Origin of the sequence: Undibacterium sp. Dicai25W, from assembly GCF_049340505.1 — a bacterium.
Lineage (GTDB): Bacteria > Pseudomonadota > Gammaproteobacteria > Burkholderiales > Burkholderiaceae_D > Undibacterium > Undibacterium jejuense.
In genome coordinates this window covers 1-18,049 of sequence record NZ_JBMPOQ010000012.1, presented here as the reverse complement: position 1 = coordinate 18,049, position 18,049 = coordinate 1, and the positions used below count along the sequence as shown (strand labels likewise).

Annotated in this window: 18 protein-coding genes; 9 read left to right on the top strand and 9 right to left on the bottom strand. The window is 46.1% G+C overall.

Going from position 1 to position 18,049, the window contains the following annotated elements; genetic code table 11:
- Window positions 1–238 precede the first annotated feature (238 nt).
- Window positions 239–1,171: an electron transfer flavoprotein subunit alpha/FixB family protein gene (locus ACO0KY_RS13635; protein WP_186912890.1), complete on the bottom strand. Its 933-nt coding sequence runs from the start codon at window positions 1,169–1,171 to the stop codon at window positions 239–241.
- 113 nt (window positions 1,172–1,284) lie between these two features.
- On the bottom strand, window positions 1,285–2,037 hold the full coding sequence (locus ACO0KY_RS13630) for an electron transfer flavoprotein subunit beta/FixA family protein (protein ID WP_423046881.1): 753 nt from the start codon (window positions 2,035–2,037) through the stop codon (window positions 1,285–1,287).
- Window positions 2,038–2,648: 611 nt separating this feature from the next.
- Here ACO0KY_RS13630 and ACO0KY_RS13625 point away from each other — a divergent pair.
- Entirely contained in the window at window positions 2,649–4,091 is a 1,443-nt protein-coding gene (locus tag ACO0KY_RS13625) for a lipase/acyltransferase domain-containing protein (protein WP_423046879.1), read from the top strand.
- Between the two features lie 75 nt (window positions 4,092–4,166).
- Here ACO0KY_RS13625 and ACO0KY_RS13620 read toward each other — a convergent pair whose 3' ends face one another.
- The 7 genes from ACO0KY_RS13620 to ugpQ all read right to left on the bottom strand — a co-directional run bounded on the left by ACO0KY_RS13620 (window position 4,167) and on the right by ugpQ (window position 10,735).
- Window positions 4,167–4,964 (bottom strand): thioesterase family protein, encoded by a 798-nt coding sequence (locus ACO0KY_RS13620; protein ID WP_423046877.1) that lies wholly within the window; start codon window positions 4,962–4,964, stop codon window positions 4,167–4,169.
- A 12-nt stretch (window positions 4,965–4,976) separates the two neighbouring features.
- Window positions 4,977–5,453, bottom strand: a complete 477-nt coding sequence (locus tag ACO0KY_RS13615; RefSeq protein ID WP_423046875.1) for a VOC family protein — start codon at window positions 5,451–5,453, stop codon at window positions 4,977–4,979.
- Window positions 5,454–5,746: 293 nt separating this feature from the next.
- Window positions 5,747–5,974 carry a sulfurtransferase TusA family protein gene (locus tag ACO0KY_RS13610; protein ID WP_186912886.1) on the bottom strand — a complete coding sequence of 76 codons (228 nt, stop codon included), beginning with the start codon at window positions 5,972–5,974 and terminating at the stop codon, window positions 5,747–5,749.
- Between the two features lie 185 nt (window positions 5,975–6,159).
- Complete coding sequence (locus ACO0KY_RS13605) at window positions 6,160–6,678, bottom strand: NUDIX domain-containing protein (protein WP_423046873.1); 519 nt, start codon at window positions 6,676–6,678, stop codon at window positions 6,160–6,162.
- Window positions 6,678–7,196: a GNAT family N-acetyltransferase gene (locus ACO0KY_RS13600; RefSeq protein ID WP_423046871.1), complete on the bottom strand. Its 519-nt coding sequence runs from the start codon at window positions 7,194–7,196 to the stop codon at window positions 6,678–6,680. The genes ACO0KY_RS13605 and ACO0KY_RS13600 overlap by 1 nt, the downstream gene beginning before the upstream one ends.
- The gene (gene alaS / locus ACO0KY_RS13595) at window positions 7,193–9,805 is read right to left on the bottom strand and encodes an alanine--tRNA ligase (protein WP_423046869.1); all 2,613 of its coding nucleotides are present in this window, start codon (window positions 9,803–9,805) and stop codon (window positions 7,193–7,195) included. Before alaS ends, ACO0KY_RS13600 begins: the two co-directional genes overlap by 4 nt.
- Window positions 9,806–9,988: 183 nt before the next feature.
- Window positions 9,989–10,735 carry a glycerophosphodiester phosphodiesterase gene (ugpQ, locus tag ACO0KY_RS13590; RefSeq protein ID WP_423046867.1) on the bottom strand — a complete coding sequence of 249 codons (747 nt, stop codon included), beginning with the start codon at window positions 10,733–10,735 and terminating at the stop codon, window positions 9,989–9,991.
- Window positions 10,736–10,779: 44 nt separating this feature from the next.
- Here ugpQ and ACO0KY_RS13585 point away from each other — a divergent pair, with 44 nt between their 5' ends.
- The 8 genes from ACO0KY_RS13585 to ACO0KY_RS13550 all read left to right on the top strand — a co-directional run bounded on the left by ACO0KY_RS13585 (window position 10,780) and on the right by ACO0KY_RS13550 (window position 17,796).
- Window positions 10,780–12,021, top strand: coding sequence for a CaiB/BaiF CoA transferase family protein (locus ACO0KY_RS13585; protein ID WP_423046865.1), 1,242 nt, complete (start codon window positions 10,780–10,782; stop codon window positions 12,019–12,021).
- A gap of 155 nt (window positions 12,022–12,176) precedes the next feature.
- Window positions 12,177–13,304 carry a sensor histidine kinase gene (locus ACO0KY_RS13580; protein ID WP_423046863.1) on the top strand — a complete coding sequence of 376 codons (1,128 nt, stop codon included), beginning with the start codon at window positions 12,177–12,179 and terminating at the stop codon, window positions 13,302–13,304.
- Between the two features lie 25 nt (window positions 13,305–13,329).
- On the top strand, window positions 13,330–14,175 hold the full coding sequence (locus ACO0KY_RS13575) for a LytR/AlgR family response regulator transcription factor (RefSeq protein WP_423046861.1): 846 nt from the start codon (window positions 13,330–13,332) through the stop codon (window positions 14,173–14,175).
- Window positions 14,176–14,223: 48 nt separating this feature from the next.
- Window positions 14,224–14,697 (top strand): GNAT family N-acetyltransferase, encoded by a 474-nt coding sequence (locus ACO0KY_RS13570; protein WP_423046859.1) that lies wholly within the window; start codon window positions 14,224–14,226, stop codon window positions 14,695–14,697.
- 71 nt (window positions 14,698–14,768) lie between these two features.
- Window positions 14,769–15,656, top strand: a complete 888-nt coding sequence (locus tag ACO0KY_RS13565) for a sulfurtransferase (RefSeq protein WP_423046857.1) — start codon at window positions 14,769–14,771, stop codon at window positions 15,654–15,656.
- A gap of 214 nt (window positions 15,657–15,870) precedes the next feature.
- Complete coding sequence (locus ACO0KY_RS13560; RefSeq protein WP_423046855.1) at window positions 15,871–16,317, top strand: hypothetical protein; 447 nt, start codon at window positions 15,871–15,873, stop codon at window positions 16,315–16,317.
- A complete protein-coding gene (locus ACO0KY_RS13555; RefSeq protein WP_423046853.1) occupies window positions 16,317–17,120 on the top strand; it encodes a DUF2145 domain-containing protein in 804 nt (267 codons plus the stop codon). The genes ACO0KY_RS13560 and ACO0KY_RS13555 overlap by 1 nt, the downstream gene beginning before the upstream one ends.
- Before the next feature lie 295 nt (window positions 17,121–17,415).
- A complete protein-coding gene (locus tag ACO0KY_RS13550; protein ID WP_423046851.1) occupies window positions 17,416–17,796 on the top strand; it encodes a hypothetical protein in 381 nt (126 codons plus the stop codon).
- Window positions 17,797–18,049 lie beyond the last annotated feature (253 nt).

Below are 18,049 nucleotides of genomic sequence, written 5' to 3'. Positions count from 1 at the left end.
GAGGCAAGCACACGACGTTTTTAAGCAATAAGGCAATGCCTTCATTAAGAATTAAGAGCAATTTTGTATCAAGCTTTTATACAAAGCCATTTCAACGATAAAAAAAAGGCATAAAAAAAGACAGAACGAGCAATGTGTCACAACAACAAACTGTTTGCTGTTAATAGCGCGACAAACGACTCATTCTGTCCTGTTCAGATCAATAAATTGATCGGTAATTACTGACAATGACTGGTGATCAGCCTAATTCAGCAACCAGTTGCGGTACGATTTCAAACAAATCGCCAACGATACCGTAGTCAGCAACCGAGAAAATTGGCGCTTCCGGATCTTTGTTGATGGCGACGATCGTTTTGGAATCTTTCATACCAGCCAGATGCTGAATCGCGCCAGAGATACCAACAGCGATATACAGTTGTGGCGCGACGATCTTACCGGTTTGACCAACTTGCCAGTCATTTGGTACAAAGCCAGCATCGACGGCTGCACGGGACGCACCCATTGCCGCGCCCAAACGATCAGCCAATGGCTCAAGCACTTTAAATGCATCGCCAGAGCCCATACCACGACCACCAGAAACGATGACTTTAGCAGCAGTCAATTCTGGACGATCAGATTTAGCCACTTCACGCGAAACAAAAGCAGATTTACCAGAATCAGCAACCGCAGCAATCGTTTCTACAGCAGCGGAACCACCTGTCGCTGCAGCAGCATCAAAACCTGTTGTACGTACAGTAATCACTTTCACTGCATCAGTAGATTGCACCGTTGCAATCGCATTACCTGCGTAGATTGGACGCTCGAAAGTATCTGGAGAATCAACTTTAGTGATTTCAGAAATTTGTGATACGTCCAGTTTAGCTGCCACGCGTGGCAGAATGTTTTTTCCGTAGGCTGTTGCAGGAGCCAAAATATGGCTGTAAGAACCAGCAATCGCCAGAACTTGTTCAGCAACATTTTCTGCCAGTCCGTCAGCAAAGTACGCTGCGTCAGCATGCAATACTTTGCTTACGCCAACAACTTGTGCTGCGGCTTGAGCCACTGCGCCAGCATTAAAGCCAGCGACCAGAACGTGTACATCCGCGCCACATTGTGCAGCAGCAGTGATGGTATTTAAAGTGCTGCCCTTGAGGCCAGCGTTGTCGTGTTCAGCGATGACGAGTGTAGTCATGATGTTTTCCACTTAGTAAATCACCAGCAACTTGGTCTGGTGAAAAATTATTCGTAAATATTCTCAGCGAAACTAAAAAAGAAGCCAAAAAGAAGCTAAAAAGTTGCTAAAAATTAGCCGATTACTTTTGCTTCATTTTTCAGTTTAGAAACCAGCGTCGCAACGTCTGGCACGATAATGCCGGCGCTACGTTTTGCAGGCTCTGCCACCTTCAAGGTCTTAACGCGGGATGTCACATCGACACCCAAATCCGCTGGCTTGACGTTATCCAATTGTTTTTTCTTTGCCTTCATAATGTTAGGCAAAGTTACATAACGTGGCTCGTTCAGACGCAAATCTGTGGTTACGATCGCTGGTAAAGTCAGGGCCAAAGTTTCCAGACCGCCGTCCACTTCACGTGTCACCGTTGCTTTACCGTCAGCAACGGTCACTTTAGAAGCGAACGTTGCTTGTGGCCAACCCAACAAGGCTGCCAGCATCTGGCCGGTTTGATTGCAATCGTCGTCGATCGCTTGCTTACCGAGGATGATCAATTGTGGTTGCTCTTTGTCAGCCAGTGCTTTGAGCAACTTAGCGACTGCCAGTGGTTGCAATTCTGCATCGCTTTCCACCAGGATACCGCGATCAGCACCAATCGCCATCGCAGTACGCAAGGTTTCCTGACATTGTGCTACACCACAAGAAACCGCCACAACTTCAGTCACAACACCAGCTTCTTTCAGGCGGGTTGCTTCTTCAACAGCGATTTCATCGAAAGGATTCATCGACATTTTGACGTTGGCGATATCCATCCCTGAGCCGTCAGATTTGACGCGCACTTTGACGTTGTAATCGACTACTCGTTTGACTGGTACCAGGACTTTCATAGTTCTGCCTTTATGAGCTAATTTTGGGGATACTGAGGGTATTGCTAATTGAGTGTATTGCTTAAATAATGCTTAATAACACTTAAGCGAATTGATATTGAATTAACATCAATCCTAATTCGAATTCTGCTTACGCTTTCTCTGACAAACACTGAATACTAATCCTTAAATTGCATTAGTGAGTACTAACAGCAAATTAAGTGGCACTTCAACGCGTTCAAATTGACGTATACGTAAATCTTAACGATTATAAATCGAAAACAAGAACATTTTGCATAATTTAGCACGATCGTTCCTTTTTTACTTCAATTGAGGCTAGAGCGAATCACCTAAAGATACTGTCACAAACACTAAAAGAAGAATAAGAAATGAAAACAGGTAACTAAATAAGCAGATTACTTCTATTTTTCATTCGGTCAACCAAATTAATTCCGGGCGAGGTCAAATACAGCCCACCAACGTCGATATGAAATAAATAGCGTTAAGCTTCTGACTGACACCTGCTCAGGAATTATCCGGCTGCATCTCGCCGGCAATGATATGCTACCTGCGATGAACTAATGGGTTTTGAAACACGCATTTTTCTTCCGATCTGATACAGGAGTTTCCTGATGCTGAACGTCAATGTCCGCCTTCAAAACATAGCACACTTTCTTTTGCTGTCATTGACATCCGTATTGATGTGCACATTGCTGTGCGACTGCTCCGCCCCACTTCGTCCAGACCTGTCCCGCCTATACCGGATCAGCGATCAGACGACAGACAATACCCCCGTCATTCTTATTCCCGGTTTATTTGGATCTAAACTGCGCGACAAACAAACCGGTAAAGAGGTATGGCCCGGATCTGCAACCAATGTTTTGTTTAGCGACTACCAACAACTTGCACTGAAATTCGATCGTGAGACCTTGCAAGTGCTGCCAGACAATCTGGAGGCCTACGATGTTGCAGACCGTGTGCTTGGGCAAGATATTTATGGTCCTATCATTTCTACTCTAGAAAAAAGTGGCGGCTACCAACGCGGAGGGCTGGGGGCACCAGCATTAAAAAACGATCGACGCTACTATATTTTTCCGTATGACTTCCGTCAGGATAACAGTCGCCATGCGCTTGCACTGGAAGCCTTAATCGATCAGATTCGACGCGACTATAGCAACCCAGATTTAAAAGTTGATCTGGTGGCGCACAGTATGGGCGGTCTGGTCGCAAGGTATTACTTACGCTATGGTGTGGCGGATGTGTTGAATGGGGATCATGAACAAGTCACGCTCTACGGTACAACACGGGTGCGCAAACTCATCCTTCTCGGCACTCCCAATCTTGGCTCAGCATCTTCGCTGCATGCTTTTTTGAATGGGGAAAAGGTCGGCTTCGGAAAAATTGCCCCTGAGGTGTTAGCGACAATGCCGAGTGGTTACCAGTTATTTCCTCACCCTTTGGTTAGTTGGCTCATTGATGTCAATGGCAATACACTCAATGACAATTTGTTCGATGTTGCGACTTGGGAACGCTATCGCTGGAGCATCTTCAATCCGAGTATTCAGCAGCGAATGCTTAACTCAGGAGGCGCTATGGCGGGCGAGAGTCTCGCCGATTTACAACGTTTTTTCGCCTACCGACTGGAACGTGCGCGACGCTTTATGTGGGCACTATCCACACCGGAGCCGGAAACACCGATACGCTATGTGCTATTTGGTGGTGACTGCACTCTGACACCGGCACGACTGCTGCTGGAGCCGGAGGGCGATCAACTCATGACCAGACTCAATCCGTCTGAGATCCACAGGCCAATCACAGGGATACGTTACGATGAGTTGATGCTGGAACCAGGCGATGGTCGCGTCACCAAGCCCTCTTTTTTAGCCAGAGAAACACTTGACCCGTCTACCGAACAAAGCGAAGATAGTTTTATTCCGGTGGCGTACTGGTTTTTCTTATGCGAAGACCATGTGCAATTGACGAATAATATTAATTTTCAGGACAATCTTTTAAACGTTTTGCTGACGCGCTCTTTGCCATGGGAAAATGCTACGTCATCAATGAAAACTAAATAGTCGCGGGCATCGATGACGGAGGCGGTGCCAAGCGCCTGCAAGTCGAAGAGCCAAAGGTATTTGCTTTAGTAAACATCAAGCAAAAATTGTCGATACCTGTCGGCTGATCGCAACCAGATTTTTATCATCATCCCAGATATGTGCCTCCGCATGAGCGTATCCCGACTCTGCAAAATCAGTTGTGACCTGATATTGCCACCAATTCTCGCTCGTCTTCTGAAATTCATGAGAGAAAAATTCGATATTCCAACTAAGCGTACTTGCGTTGCCATGGCCCTTAAGCATTGGCAACACTGAAGGTGGCCAGGAGTCCGTCAATCCAAGTAAGTGCGGGAGCGTCATACAAGGAAAATCGTCAACCCAACGCATCCAGCCGCCAAAATCAGCGTTATTCGATCCACTGAATGGTGCATCGCCGTGCGCCCAGCGCAGATCCACTTGTTGCATAAATTCTGGCGTTAAATTTGGGATGTATGGCAGTCTAAATGCATCCCCAGGCGCTTTAAATTCGGGAGCAATACTGCGGGGCGTGACATGAATGCCAGATTCGCGAGCACTGCCAAAGCTCGCCAATAAAAATGCCATGACCTCACCATTTTGAATTAATTTTGCCGCCGCTTGTGTCACTGATTTTCCGCTACGGAAAATTTCGGTACTGACTTCCACTTCGCCTTGCGTTACCGCACCAATAAAAGAAATAGTCGCTGATCGCAACACCCGGTCTTCCGCTAATTCACCTAATTCAGCAGTCAGACGGCTTAACATTAAACTGCCGATCAAGCCACCGAATGTGGCACGCCCCTGCCCCCAGTTTGCAGGAATAATTAATTTGGACTGCGTTTGCGCTTCTTTCAGCAACAGGTCAATTGACATCGTTTACCCTTTTTATTTTGATGCTTTTAGTTTAGGTTCCCATAACTCAATCTTATTTCCCTCTGGATCAAGTATCCACGCAAAGCGACCATTTTGATCATCATCGCTACGCTTAATGATTTCTACACCTTTAGCGTTTAAACGAACGATCACTGCGTCCATATTGTCGACCGCGTAATTGATCATCATTTCACTAGTCGCCGGTGCAAAGTATTTCGTACTCGAAGGGAAAATGCTCCATCCAATTGCAGGTGGATGCTCTGGCGCATCATAGCGCATGACTGCACCACCCCACGCTGCCACAGGCAAACCCAACACATCGCGATACCATGCCGCTAAGGCTTTAGGGTCTTTGGCTTTAAAGAAGATGCCGCCCACGCCGGTTATGTGGCCAGCAGCCCCATTGGCTGACTCTGGTGTTTGTGACCATGATGAAGATGATGCACTCAGCATCACCGTGATAAGTATACACTTGCTGATTAGTTTCATCCTCATCACCTTTGCCTGTGTTTTACGTTGATTTGTTAGTGTAAATGTATTTAGCTAACTTAACAGCGGACCGAAAATTTGCTGTTAAATAAAAATCATTTCAATTGCTTTTAAGACCAAATTTTTACAGAGCGCTTTTTTGTTGTGCCAACGTCAATTCATCTCATTTGATGCAAGTGCAGCAAACTCTACAGACGTAAAAAAACCCGCTAACAATTGGCGGGCTTTTAAATAATATCTAATTGAAAATACGTCTACTAATTTGGCTACGCTATCTACCGCTTAGCCAGGGCTTATTTTCGCTTAATAAAATATTCAAACTCATTGGTGTTTTCTTGGTGAGCCAGCAATTCGTTGCCGGTCTGTTTAGAAAATGCCTTGAAGTCGCGGACTGAGCCCGGGTCTGTTGCCAGCACATGCAGTACCTCACCGGTAATCATTTCTGCGAGTGCCTTCTTGGTCTTTAAAATGGGCAAAGGACAATTGAGTCCGCGTGCATCCAGTTCTTTGTTGAATTGCATGATTTTTCCTGTAGCAGCAAATGAGTTCAGCTCATTTACAAAACATATGATGCACCAATTCTACCGGAAATTTCTTTGAGATGGTGCAACGCAACACTCTAACAACATTTTCTTAATTTAATGAAAACTAAATGCACCAAATTTATGCATTAAATTATCATTTAATCATGAAAAGACCACTTTTTCTATCCTGAAGGCCACTCTGTATACACTGGATCGTATCCATTTGATCGCATCCAATCTGCCATCGCATGACCTGTTCCGGCATTCCATGGGCGCAATTTTTGCGGCTCAATTAATCGGTATTCAACTAACTCAGGCGATAGATTAATGTCCCCGCTCGCTCTTACATAATAGGCGATAATGACTTCATTCTTTTTGATGAATTCATAGACGCCGATCAGACTGATGGTGTCGGCATCAAGATTGGTTTCTTCTTTGAGTTCGCGCGCCACGCCCTGCTCTGGTGTTTCTCCGCGTTCCATAAAACCGGTGATTAAAGCGAAGTTTTTTTCTGGCCATGCAGCATTGCGCGCAAGCAAAATTTTTCCGTCGACTTCAACTAAGGCTGCCAGAACCGGCAATGGATTATCCCAATGCGTCCAATGGCCATCAGGACAAGACAGGCGTAGCTTTTGCGGATCTTGTTCATCCGCACGGGTAGCTAATGTGCTCGCGCACACCGGACAAAATCGTAATTCCATCAAGTTTCGCGCAGAGGTATCAGAGGCTGATGTGGATGTAATCGCGCCATTGAATACGAATCAGTGAAACGCCCATTGCGCATCGCATGTGCTCTGTGCGTTCCTTCGATTTCAAAACCAAATTTTTTATACAAATGAATGGCTGGTGCATTGTCACAGAATACCGTCAGCTCAACCCGTAAAATATGAAGCCAATTGTCTGAAAGATTGAGTAACTCTGTCAGCAAGGCGGTCGCCACGCCACGACCGGTAAATGCATCAGCAACCCCTAGCCCCATACTTGCCACGTGCGAACGTCGCTGCTTCTTCTCTAAATGCAAACCAGCATTAGCCACAATAACACCATCATATACCGCTACCAACATAGTGCTATCAGGGTCAAAATTTCGTAACCTTTCCTGCCACATTTCAATTGAAGGATGCGGTAACTGCAAAGTACCGGAATACGCACCGGTACTTGCATAGACCCGTTGGATCTGGGCCGCATCAGAGAGTTCTGCGCGACGTACGTGGATCATAATTTTCCGTTCACCCATTCATTGACGCTAGCCAAAGCCTGAGACAAGCCTGCTGGTTCAGTACCGCCAGCCTGAGCCATGTCCGGGCGCCCACCACCTTTACCGCCAACCTGTTGAGCAACAAAATTAACCAGATCACCTGCTTTAACTTTCGACGTACTATCTGCAGTCACGCCAGCAATCAGACTCACTTTACCGTCGTTGACACTTGCCAGTACGATCGCCGCGGTTTTCAGTTTATCTTTAAGCTTATCCATGGTTTCACGCAGGGCGGTTACATCAGCACCTTCCAGCACAGCAGCCAGGACTTTGATGCCTTTGATATCAACAGCCTGCGCCACCAAATCGTCACCCTGACTGGAGGCTAATTTCGATTTCAATGCCGCCAATTCTTTTTCTAAAGATTTAACGTGATCCTGCACCTGAGTGATACGTAGTGTCAATTCCTCTGGCTGCGCTTTCAATGCCGCTGCAGCTTCATTAACACGGTTATTCAGACTTTGTACCAGATTGAGTGCCACCTCACCGGTCACAGCCTCGACGCGACGAATACCAGCGGCAACGCCACCTTCAGCAACAATTTTAAACAAGCCTATATCGCCTGTACGGGATACGTGGGTACCACCGCATAATTCACGCGAAGTACCAATATCCAATACGCGCACTTCATCGCCGTATTTTTCACCAAACAAAGCCATAGCGCCGTGCTTAACCGCATCATCATAGGCCATCAGTTGAGCACGCGTGGCGACGTTGGCTAAAATTTCGCGATTGACAATGGTTTCAACCTGACGAATATCCTCGGCTGTCATTGGTGCGTTGTGGCTAAAGTCGAAGCGGGTTTTTTCAACGTCAACCAGAGAACCTTTTTGTGCAACATGACTACCTAATACTTCACGCAATGCTTTGTGCATCAGATGTGTCGCGGAGTGATTGCGCATGGTCTGAGCGCGGATCTCAGCATTGACTTCGGCTTTGACACTTTGCACGATAGTTAAACTACCAGACTTCACAACACCATGATGTCCGAATACGTCAGCTTGTACTTTGAGTGTGTCATTGACTTCAAACACCGCACCATCACTGCCGATCAGTACCCCGGAGTCGCCGCACTGACCACCAGATTCCGCATAAAACGGCGTAGTATCCAGAACGACAATCGCTTGTTGTCCGGCCTTAACTTCATTCACCGCGCTGCCGTCAACATACAATGCAACGATTTTTGCTTCGTGTTGTAATTGTTCGTAACCGACAAATTTGGTTTTATCACCGCTGTAATCGATGGCAGCTGCCATTTTAAATTTACCGCCTTCACGGGCTTTTTTCCGTTGGATTTCCATCGCGGCATTAAAGCCTGACTCATCCAGCACCACATCGCGCTCACGGCAAATGTCAGCAGTTAAATCTAATGGAAAACCATAGGTGTCATACAAAGTAAACGCTGTCTCGCCATCGAGCTGCTTACTGTCTCTAGCCAATGCGGTTTCCAGAATTTTCATGCCGTGTTCCAGCGTTTCGCCGAAACGCTCTTCTTCTTGCTTAATCACTTGCGCAACGCGCTCTGCAGCATCTGCCAGCTCTGGGTAAGCGGTACCCATTTCTTTGACCAGATCAGCGACCAGTTTAAAGAAGAAAGGCTGACTCTGACCCAGTTTGTGACCATGACGTAACGCGCGGCGAGTAATGCGACGCAACACATAACCACGGCCTTCATTGCCAGGAATGACGCCATCGACAATCAGGAAGCCAGCGCAACGAATATGATCAGCAATGACGCGTAAAGAATTGTTTTCCAGATCGGTGCAGCCGGTTTCACGCGCAGCTGCCTTGATCAGATTTTGGAAGGTATCAATTTCGTAGTTGGAATGCACGTGCTGCAATACTGCAGACAAGCGCTCCAAACCCATACCAGTGTCAACGCATGGTTTAGGCAAAGGATGCAAGACACCTGCTTCATCCTTGTTAAATTGCATGAACACCAGATTCCAGATTTCAATGAAACGATCGCCATCTTCTTGCTCAGACCCCGGAGGACCACCCCAGATTTCCGGACCGTGGTCGTAGAAAATTTCTGTACATGGGCCGCAAGGACCAGTATCAGCCATTTGCCAGAAGTTGTCAGACGCGTAGCGGCTACCTTTGTTGTCGCCGATACGAATAATACGTTCGACAGGAACACCAATTTCATTCTTCCAGATATCGTAGGCTTCGTCGTCTTCTTGATAGACAGTGACGGTCAGCTTGTCTTTTGGCAAGCCATAAACGACGGTCAGTAATTCCCAGGCATAGTGGATTGCATCCGTTTTGAAATAATCGCCGAACGAGAAGTTACCCAGCATTTCAAAGAATGTGTGGTGACGCGCGGTGTAACCGACGTTTTCCAGATCATTATGCTTACCACCGGCACGCACGCAACGTTGCGCGGTTGTGGCGCGGCTATACGAACGCTTATCTTGCCCAAGGAAAACATCTTTAAATTGCACCATACCAGAGTTGGTGAACAACAAAGTTGGATCATTGCCTGGAATCAAGCTTGATGAGCGCACACGGCTGTGGCCTTTGGATTCAAAAAAGCTAAGGAATTTATCGCGGATTTCTGACGAGTTCATAAATTGAGATGGCTGAGCTAAAAATGGTCTAATTTTTGATTATACGGTATAAATTAAGTGCGACATCAGCTATCCGCCTGCAAATAAGTCGTAAATAGGGCGAAATTGAGTTGCCAAATTACTACACTTACAAAACCTATGCGACGAATAATATCTGACCAAGAGATTGCTTTTTATTAACATCTAAAAATCAGCAGGTATCAGGTCAATTCTGTCTGTGCAAAAAGCATCAACACCCCAACTCAAAATTTCTCTTGCCCGCTCTGGCGTATTGACGGTGTAGCAAAATAATCCATAACCCGCATCTTTGATCTGTTTTGCCATGCCGGGTGTCAGATACTTGTGGTTGGTGTGAACCGCAGCTGCGGCTAATTCTTGCATTTGGGCACGCCACTCAAAATTCATTTCATCCATCAAATAGCCGCGTGGAATATTCGGCGCAGCATGTTTTGCCGCCATCAACGCATCAAATTCAAATGATGAAAACAGCGGTAAATGCCCCAAATCTGTCACACCGACATCAGCAAACAAGGCTGTGGTCATTTCTGCGACAACACGTCCAGTTTCCTGTTCGTAACCGGGCGCTGGTTTGATTTCCACATTCATCCAAATGCTGTGGTTACGGCAAAACCGTACCACTTGTTCGTAAGTGGGCACGGGCTCGCCAGTGAATTTATCTGAAAACCAACGCCCGGCATCCATTTTTTGCAACTCTGCCGCCAGACTGGCAGCAACACTACCTGTACCAACAATCGTGCGACCAAATTCAGGATCGTGCATCAGCACAGGAACGCCGTCTTTTGATAACATGACATCAAATTCTACGGCGGCAAACCCATAATCGAGACCACATTGCATCGCAGCCAGTGTATTCTCTGGCGACAAGGTGCCGCCGCCTCTGTGGGCAATGACCTTAGGATAGGGCCACATACTGCTCTCCTGAAAATAATAAATAAACATAAGGATAAACGAAGATGACGACTGCATCATTACCTAAAACGGCACTAGGCCATATTCGTGTGTTGGATTTGACCAGAGTTCTCGCAGGACCATGGTGTGCACAAAATCTGGCGGATTTAGGAGCAGAAATTATCAAAGTAGAGCGCCCTGGTTGCGGCGACGATACCCGTAGCTGGGGGCCGCCATATTTGCGCGATGGCGAAGGTAGCAACACCACTGAGGCAGCCTACTACCTTGCTGCCAATCGCGGTAAGCAAGCGATAACTGTCGATATTGCTACGCCAGAAGGGCAGGCAATTATTCGCGAGTTGGCAGCGATTTCTGACGTGGTGCTGGAAAACTATAAAGTCGGGCAACTCAAAAAATATGGCCTGGATTACGACTCTCTGAAACTCATCAAACCTGATCTGGTGTATTGCTCAATTACCGGCTTTGGACAAGATGGCCCCTATGCGAATCGCGCAGGTTATGATTTCATTGTGCAGGGCATGGGTGGCTTTATGTCACTCACTGGTGAACGGGATGACTTGCCTGGTGGCGGCCCGCAAAAAGCTGGCGTTGCCATTACCGACTTAATGACCGGAATGTATTCCACCATTGCCGTCATGGCTGCCCTTACGCATCGCGACCGCACGGGTGAAGGTCAATACATCGATATGGCTTTACTCGATGTGCAAGTAGCAATGTTGGCCAATATGAACATGAATTATCTGACCACCGGTAATGCGCCAAAACGTTGGGGCAATGCCCACGCCAATATTGTCCCCTACCAAACCTTTGCGACTTCTGATGGACACATTATTGTCGCCGCTGGAAATGACGGCCAGTACAAAAAATTTGTCCACATTGGCGGTCAGCCAGAATTGGCGGAGGATACTCGCTTCAGCACCAACCCAGCGCGGGTACAGCATCGCGACACGCTGGTGCCGATGTTGGCAGACATGGTAAAACGTAAAACCAAAGCCGAATGGATCACTCTGTTGGAAGAAGCTGGCGTCCCATGTGGCCCCATCAATCAGCTCAATGAAGTTTTCAACGACCCGCAAGTCAAGGCACGCGCGATGCAAATTGACTTACCACATCCAACCGCAGGGACGGTCAAACTCGTTGCCAGTCCGATGAAATTATCCGCGACACCCGTAAATTATGCAGGTGCGCCACCCTTGCTGGGGCAACATACCGAATCCGTGTTGCAGCGCTTACTCAATTACGATGTAAATCAACTGCAGTTACTGAAAGAAAAAAAAGTGATCTGAGCAGCAGTGCCGGACAAATATTCTTTTAAACAAAGATACAGCTCCCGCCATACCAGAGACCGTTGGCGACATCATTCTACATGTCGTCGCCAGTTACTTGCGACAAACGCTTATTATTGAATACCCTTCAGACTTCACCACAGCAAAGAATATCTATGATGCAGATAGTCCACCAGATGCGAGAGCGGTTGCAGAAAAAATACCAGGTAATTCCAGATAGTTTACTTAAAAAAGTTATCGGCGAAATACCCAGATTACTCGTCATCAATTTTCTTTGTGCAATCCTGGTTACCTTTGTCATGCGCAATGGTAGCTCGTTATTGGAAAACCTCGTTTTTTCAAATGCTATTGGTTTTAGCTGTCATGCTCTGATTCGCGTCGCCGATCGTCTCATTTGGGGAAAGGCACAGCGCAATATGTTCGCGTTTTATCTATTGTGCATTTTTTTAGCGCCAGTGGGTTTTACATTGGGATCAGTTATTGGCGCGTTGATATTCTCTTATCCCGTTGGTGAAGTATTACATTTTCAAAGTAACTATATTTCTGCATTCATTGCTTTAAGCTGCCTGATCAGCGTCATCGCTGCATGGTCATTTTGGAACAAAATTAAGATTGCAGAATTGATCGCAAATGCAGAAAAAGAAAAAGCCCGCACGGCATCGATTGAACGGCAGGCAATGCAAGCGCAACTGCAATTGCTACAAGCACAGATAGAGCCGCATATGCTGTTTAATACGCTGGCAAATTTACAAGGCTTAATCGCCATCGATACCGATAGAGCGCAACACATGCTGGCACAACTGATTGTATATCTGCGTGCCACGTTGAGCTCGTCCCGTGCCGAAAATATCAGCTTAAAACAAGAATTTATTTTAATCCAGGCCTACCTGGATTTACTCGCGATCCGTATGGGAAAACGTCTGCGCTACACGCTCGATTTACCGTCCGGATTGGAAGAAGAGAAAATCCCACCTATGCTATTGCAACCTCTGGTAGAAAACGCAATCAAGCATGGATTGGAACCCAAAGTAGAAGGTGGAGAAATCACCGTCAGCGTCAGAAAAAATAACAATCAAATACTACTAGAAGTCAGTGATACGGGTTTAGGTCTTGCGTTTAATTTTGAGAAAAATATTTCTATCGACCGAGATAGAGCACACGTTGGCAATGCCAATATTCGCGAACGACTATTCGCATTATTCGGAGAACGAGCAACATTCAGTCTGAAATCAAACCTGCCTGAAGGTGCAATAGCCACGATTACCCTGCCAGCATTAACTTAAAGCCATTTCAACCGGACGTTAAAATATGAATCAAGCGCCAACCATCAAAGCCCTGATCGCCGAAGACGAGTCAATTTTATCTTTAACCTTGCAACGTATGCTGGGCAAACTATGGCCTGAATTAGAGTTATGCAGCGTAGTGGAAAATGGCATAGAAGCTGTACAAGCTGCGCTCAGCAATTTGCCGGATGTACTTTTCCTGGATATAAAAATGCCAGGCAAAACCGGCCTTGAAGTTGCACAAGAATTAGCTGAAGAGTGGCCAGCCGAACAGCCTTTCCCTATGGTTGTTTATGTGACTGCATATGATGAATTTGCGGTTCAGGCCTTTGAAACGTGTGCGGCAGATTATGTATTAAAACCTATCAGTGAAGAACGCTTTAACAAGACCATCAAACGTCTGCAAGAGCATTTTCAAGCGCGTGAAAAAACACAGAATGGCAACCAAAAACCGGATACAGAACTCGAACGCGTGATTGCACAATTACGACAACTACATCAAATCCAGCTGCCAAATTCGGTAGAAAACATATCACAAACAACAGAAAAATTATCTGTCATCCGTGCCGCTGTCGGTAACAATATACGTATTATTCCCATAGAGGACGTGATCTATTTCGAGGCGACAGACAAGTACATCAACGTCGTCACGTCAGAACACTCTTCTTTGATACGTAGTAGCTTACGTGATCTGCTACCGCAACTTGATAGCAGCCTGTTCTGGCAAATACATCGCAGTACAGTGGTCAATGTTAAGCGGGTACACATGGCGCACAAAGATGAATCTGGCAAGATCACCTTAAAGTTAAAAAATAGCGATGATAAACTCAGCGTCAGTCGCGTTTATGCACATTTGTTCAAACAGATGTAAAGTCTGACCAAATATTCTCGTCAGACATTCACTTCAAATATTTTTCCTATGACCTCGACTTCCCAATTGCAATGGCAATGCGTGAGCTTTAACGAGCTAAGTAATCTGCAATTGCATCAAATCTATGCAGCGCGTTGCGCTGTGTTCATTCTCGAACAAAACTGTCCGTATCTGGATATTGATGGCAAAGACCCTCAATGCCATCATTTGATCGCCTGGGATCAGGATGGTGAAGTCGCCGCCTATACGCGTATCGTGCCAGCAGGGCTTAGTTTTCCAGAGCCATCCATAGGCCGGGTTCTGAGCAGCAACAAATGGCGCGGTACCGGCATAGGAAAAATGCTCATCGCCAATAGCATTGGGGCCTTGCGCGGGTTGTACCCAAATGCACCGATACGCATCGGTGCACAAGCGTATCTGGAAAAATTCTATACCAGCTTTGGCTTTGTCACGGTCAGTGAAATGTATCTGGAAGACGATATTCCGCACGTTGACATGCTGCTCGCAGCAGAAATCAAATAAAAGCTTTGAGCAAATCAGTGACGTTTTCAACTATAATGCTGACAAATCAATGACTTACTGAATTACTTATTATGCCGGTAGCAACACTTTCCCCAGAAACGCCCTACGTTAATATCTCTGCTTATAAATTTATCACGTTTAACGACACCGCTGAAAAGCGTCAGGCGTTTATCGATAAATGCACGGAACTCAATCTGAAAGGCACGGTTTTATTGACGCCTGAAGGCATCAATATGTTCCTTGCTGGTTTGCGCCATGAAATCGACGCGTATATGGATTGGCTGCACGCTGACCCGCGTTTTGCTGATATCGTCGCCAAAGAAAGTTTTTCTGATCATCAGCCGTTCACCAAATTACTGGTGAAGCTGAAAGCAGAAATCATCACCATGCGTATGCCGCTGATAAAGCCTGAAGAAGGTCGCGCGCCATTTGTTGAAGCCAAAACCTTAAAACGTTGGCTCGATCAAGGTCATGATGACAATGGCAAACCAGTGGTCATGGTTGATACCCGCAATGATTTTGAAGTCGACGTGGGCAGCTTTGACAACACGATCGATTATCGCATCACCAAATTCACTGAATTTCCAGCGGTCATTGAAGCGAATCGTGACGCACTGAATGACAAGACTGTGGTCACCTTCTGTACCGGCGGTATTCGCTGCGAAAAAGCGGCGATCCACATGCAAAACATCGGCTACAACAGTGTCTACCAGCTCGAGGGCGGCATTCTTAAGTATTTCGAAGAAGTCGGCGGCGACCACTACCATGGCGATTGTTTTGTCTTTGATTACCGGACTGCTTTGAATCCACAATTAGAAGCTACCGATACCAAGCAATGCTTTGCCTGCCGCGCCGTAGTCACGCCTCGCGAGCAATTATCACCTTGGTATGTACCGGGAAAATCCTGCCCGCATTGCAAAAAAGAATCCAGCGGAGCCAGCACTAGCAGTGCCGTATAAATAATTATTACTGATTTGCAGTGTTAAAAAGCGCCTTGCATCTATATTGATCCAAGGCGCTTTTTTATCGACTTAATTAATTTAGTCAGTGGCGTTAGCGATCATATCTCGCTACTTTTTTGTTCAGATAATTCTACTTGAGCTACACTCGTTGTTAAGAACTAATTTTGCGTTGATGATAAGCACTTCTTACTTAAATTACCCAGGAGACACCATGACTATGCAAATTAAAAACAGAAAATTGAACAAACAAATCAACGTTTTCTTATTACTCGGCATGATGTATTTAGCTCCCACAACATATGCTGCCGATTGTGTCTCTTGCACCCCGTCAAATGCATCCGAAACCTTATCACTTGGTGCGGGTTTTGTCGTTTTAGGCACCATGTCAGTCTTAGTGGGAACAGGAGCAGTCATTGTCACTAGCGTAGAAAAAGCTGCAGATGGCATTACCGTGGTTCTTAAAGCCTCAGGTCAAGCCGCTAGCACTACCGTTAAGCTGTCAGGAAAAGTAGTAGAAAAAGCCGCACTTGTCAGCGGTGCTGCGGTCGAAGTCAGCGCTACTTCAACGGGTTATTTGTTGATTGCATCAGGCAAAGCGATCGCTTTTATTCCAAATGAAGTCGGAAATGCACTTTTACATCATAACAAGGTGCAATGATGCATACTAAGACCGTCTCATTGATTTTCAACTGCGTATTGGTCGCACTAAGCTTAGTTTATGCACCATTAAGTTTTGCAGGTCGGTCTTGTGATGCACCGGCCTACGATGCATATAAAGTCATGCAAGCATTGGAACTGGCTCAAAAAACGCATATAAGACTCGCAGATAGCCATGCTGATATCGCCATCATTGCACGCGTTGGACAAGACCTGTCCAAATACCATTTACGCTACTCCCACCTTGGCATCGTTAAACACGATGCGGATGGGCGTTGGTCAGTGATCCATGAACTCAATGATTGCGGTACCGCAAATTCTGGCTTATTTGATGAAGGATTGGGTAACTTCTTTCTCGACGATTTGTTCGCGTTTGAGACCTTGATACTGATCCCTAACCCTGAATTGCAAGCGAAAATCAGAAACCTGCTAGAAAATGGTAAAGCCAAAGCACTGCATGATCCGCACTACAATATGCTGTCCTACCCATTTTCGACGAAATATCAAAATTCAAACCAGTGGGCACTCGAAGTCCTGGCCGCTGCGCAGGCACAAGGCATCAACATCAACACGCGCGAGCAAGCGCAAGCCTGGTTAAAATCCGCTGACTATCAGGCGGACGTTTTACATATTGATACGGTGACCCGTTTAGGTGCACGTATGTTTCGCGCCAACGTCAGCTTCGACGACCATCCATTTGACCGTCGCATGTCGGGATCAATTGATACCGTCACCGTCGAATCCATCGTACGTTTTATACTAATGCGAGATAACGGTGCACAGAAAATTGTGCTTGGTCTGTGACTTACATAGGCCACATTGATACACGAATTACCAGACGACCATACATAGGAAGTAATACATAGGAAGTAACACATAGGAAGTAACACATAGGAAGTAATATTTATTCCCAAAAAAGAGTAGCTACTCAATGAACATTGAAATACCTCTTGATGCATTGCATTAAAAAATAAGTGACATAGCGTTACACATGGCGTGTAATCCATTTTCGCATTTAGTGCGTTTTTTGCTCACAGGCCACAACAGTTTGGTGGCTAATTAAAAACCGGTAGACACACTTACTTTATTGGAGAACATCATGATCAAGAGCACACGTCAATTCGCTTCCGTTGCAATCCTCGCTGGCTTTGCAGCACTGTCGATCCAATCCGCATTTGCGCAAGACAACAATTTTGCAAAAGAACATCCACGTCGCGCTGAAGTGATTAAACGCGAAAAGCATGAAAAAGCGATGACTGCCAAAGAAGTAAAAAATGGCAGTCTGACTCAAGCACAGGGCAAACAGTTGAACAAAGAAGACAATGCAATCCGCCGCGAAGAACGCGCCGATGCAGCGGCTGACGGCGGTCATATTACCAAGGCTGAACAACGTCAATTAAACCGTCAGGAAAACGCTGTCAACGCACAGCGTAAAGCAGACATTCAATCTAATCAGGCTGGCGTTTCAACCGGCAAGTAATTCCAACTAACGGTTCAACATTTGATGGGCGGCTAGCATAGGCCGCCCATCATTTTTTACAAGCACATGCTCATGCTCATGCTCAGTGATCTTGCTCAGTGCTCTTGATGACTATGAGGTTTAATCGTAAGCACCCGGTGAAGTCATCTTGAAGTTAAGAGCGTAAGCGTAGATGATCGTGTCCACTTATTAAGTGGACACTTGTACATGATGGAAGATGGAATCAATACGCCTAGACGGCGTCGGCGACACA

What these genes read in the sequence shown, in the direction of transcription:
- ACO0KY_RS13635 (WP_186912890.1), bottom strand. Translation starts at nt 1,171, where the DNA reads ATGACTACACTCGTCATCGCTGAACACGACAACGCTGGCCTCAAGGGC.
- ACO0KY_RS13630 (WP_423046881.1), bottom strand. Translation starts at nt 2,037, where the DNA reads ATGAAAGTCCTGGTACCAGTCAAACGAGTAGTCGATTACAACGTCAAA.
- ACO0KY_RS13625 (WP_423046879.1), top strand. Translation starts at nt 2,649, where the DNA reads ATGCTGAACGTCAATGTCCGCCTTCAAAACATAGCACACTTTCTTTTG.
- ACO0KY_RS13620 (WP_423046877.1), bottom strand. Translation starts at nt 4,964, where the DNA reads ATGTCAATTGACCTGTTGCTGAAAGAAGCGCAAACGCAGTCCAAATTA.
- ACO0KY_RS13615 (WP_423046875.1), bottom strand. Translation starts at nt 5,453, where the DNA reads ATGAAACTAATCAGCAAGTGTATACTTATCACGGTGATGCTGAGTGCA.
- ACO0KY_RS13610 (WP_186912886.1), bottom strand. Translation starts at nt 5,974, where the DNA reads ATGCAATTCAACAAAGAACTGGATGCACGCGGACTCAATTGTCCTTTG.
- ACO0KY_RS13605 (WP_423046873.1), bottom strand. Translation starts at nt 6,678, where the DNA reads ATGGAATTACGATTTTGTCCGGTGTGCGCGAGCACATTAGCTACCCGT.
- ACO0KY_RS13600 (WP_423046871.1), bottom strand. Translation starts at nt 7,196, where the DNA reads ATGATCCACGTACGTCGCGCAGAACTCTCTGATGCGGCCCAGATCCAA.
- alaS (WP_423046869.1), bottom strand. Translation starts at nt 9,805, where the DNA reads ATGAACTCGTCAGAAATCCGCGATAAATTCCTTAGCTTTTTTGAATCC.
- ugpQ (WP_423046867.1), bottom strand. Translation starts at nt 10,735, where the DNA reads ATGTGGCCCTATCCTAAGGTCATTGCCCACAGAGGCGGCGGCACCTTG.
- ACO0KY_RS13585 (WP_423046865.1), top strand. Translation starts at nt 10,780, where the DNA reads ATGACGACTGCATCATTACCTAAAACGGCACTAGGCCATATTCGTGTG.
- ACO0KY_RS13580 (WP_423046863.1), top strand. Translation starts at nt 12,177, where the DNA reads ATGATGCAGATAGTCCACCAGATGCGAGAGCGGTTGCAGAAAAAATAC.
- ACO0KY_RS13575 (WP_423046861.1), top strand. Translation starts at nt 13,330, where the DNA reads ATGAATCAAGCGCCAACCATCAAAGCCCTGATCGCCGAAGACGAGTCA.
- ACO0KY_RS13570 (WP_423046859.1), top strand. Translation starts at nt 14,224, where the DNA reads ATGACCTCGACTTCCCAATTGCAATGGCAATGCGTGAGCTTTAACGAG.
- ACO0KY_RS13565 (WP_423046857.1), top strand. Translation starts at nt 14,769, where the DNA reads ATGCCGGTAGCAACACTTTCCCCAGAAACGCCCTACGTTAATATCTCT.
- ACO0KY_RS13560 (WP_423046855.1), top strand. Translation starts at nt 15,871, where the DNA reads ATGACTATGCAAATTAAAAACAGAAAATTGAACAAACAAATCAACGTT.
- ACO0KY_RS13555 (WP_423046853.1), top strand. Translation starts at nt 16,317, where the DNA reads ATGCATACTAAGACCGTCTCATTGATTTTCAACTGCGTATTGGTCGCA.
- ACO0KY_RS13550 (WP_423046851.1), top strand. Translation starts at nt 17,416, where the DNA reads ATGATCAAGAGCACACGTCAATTCGCTTCCGTTGCAATCCTCGCTGGC.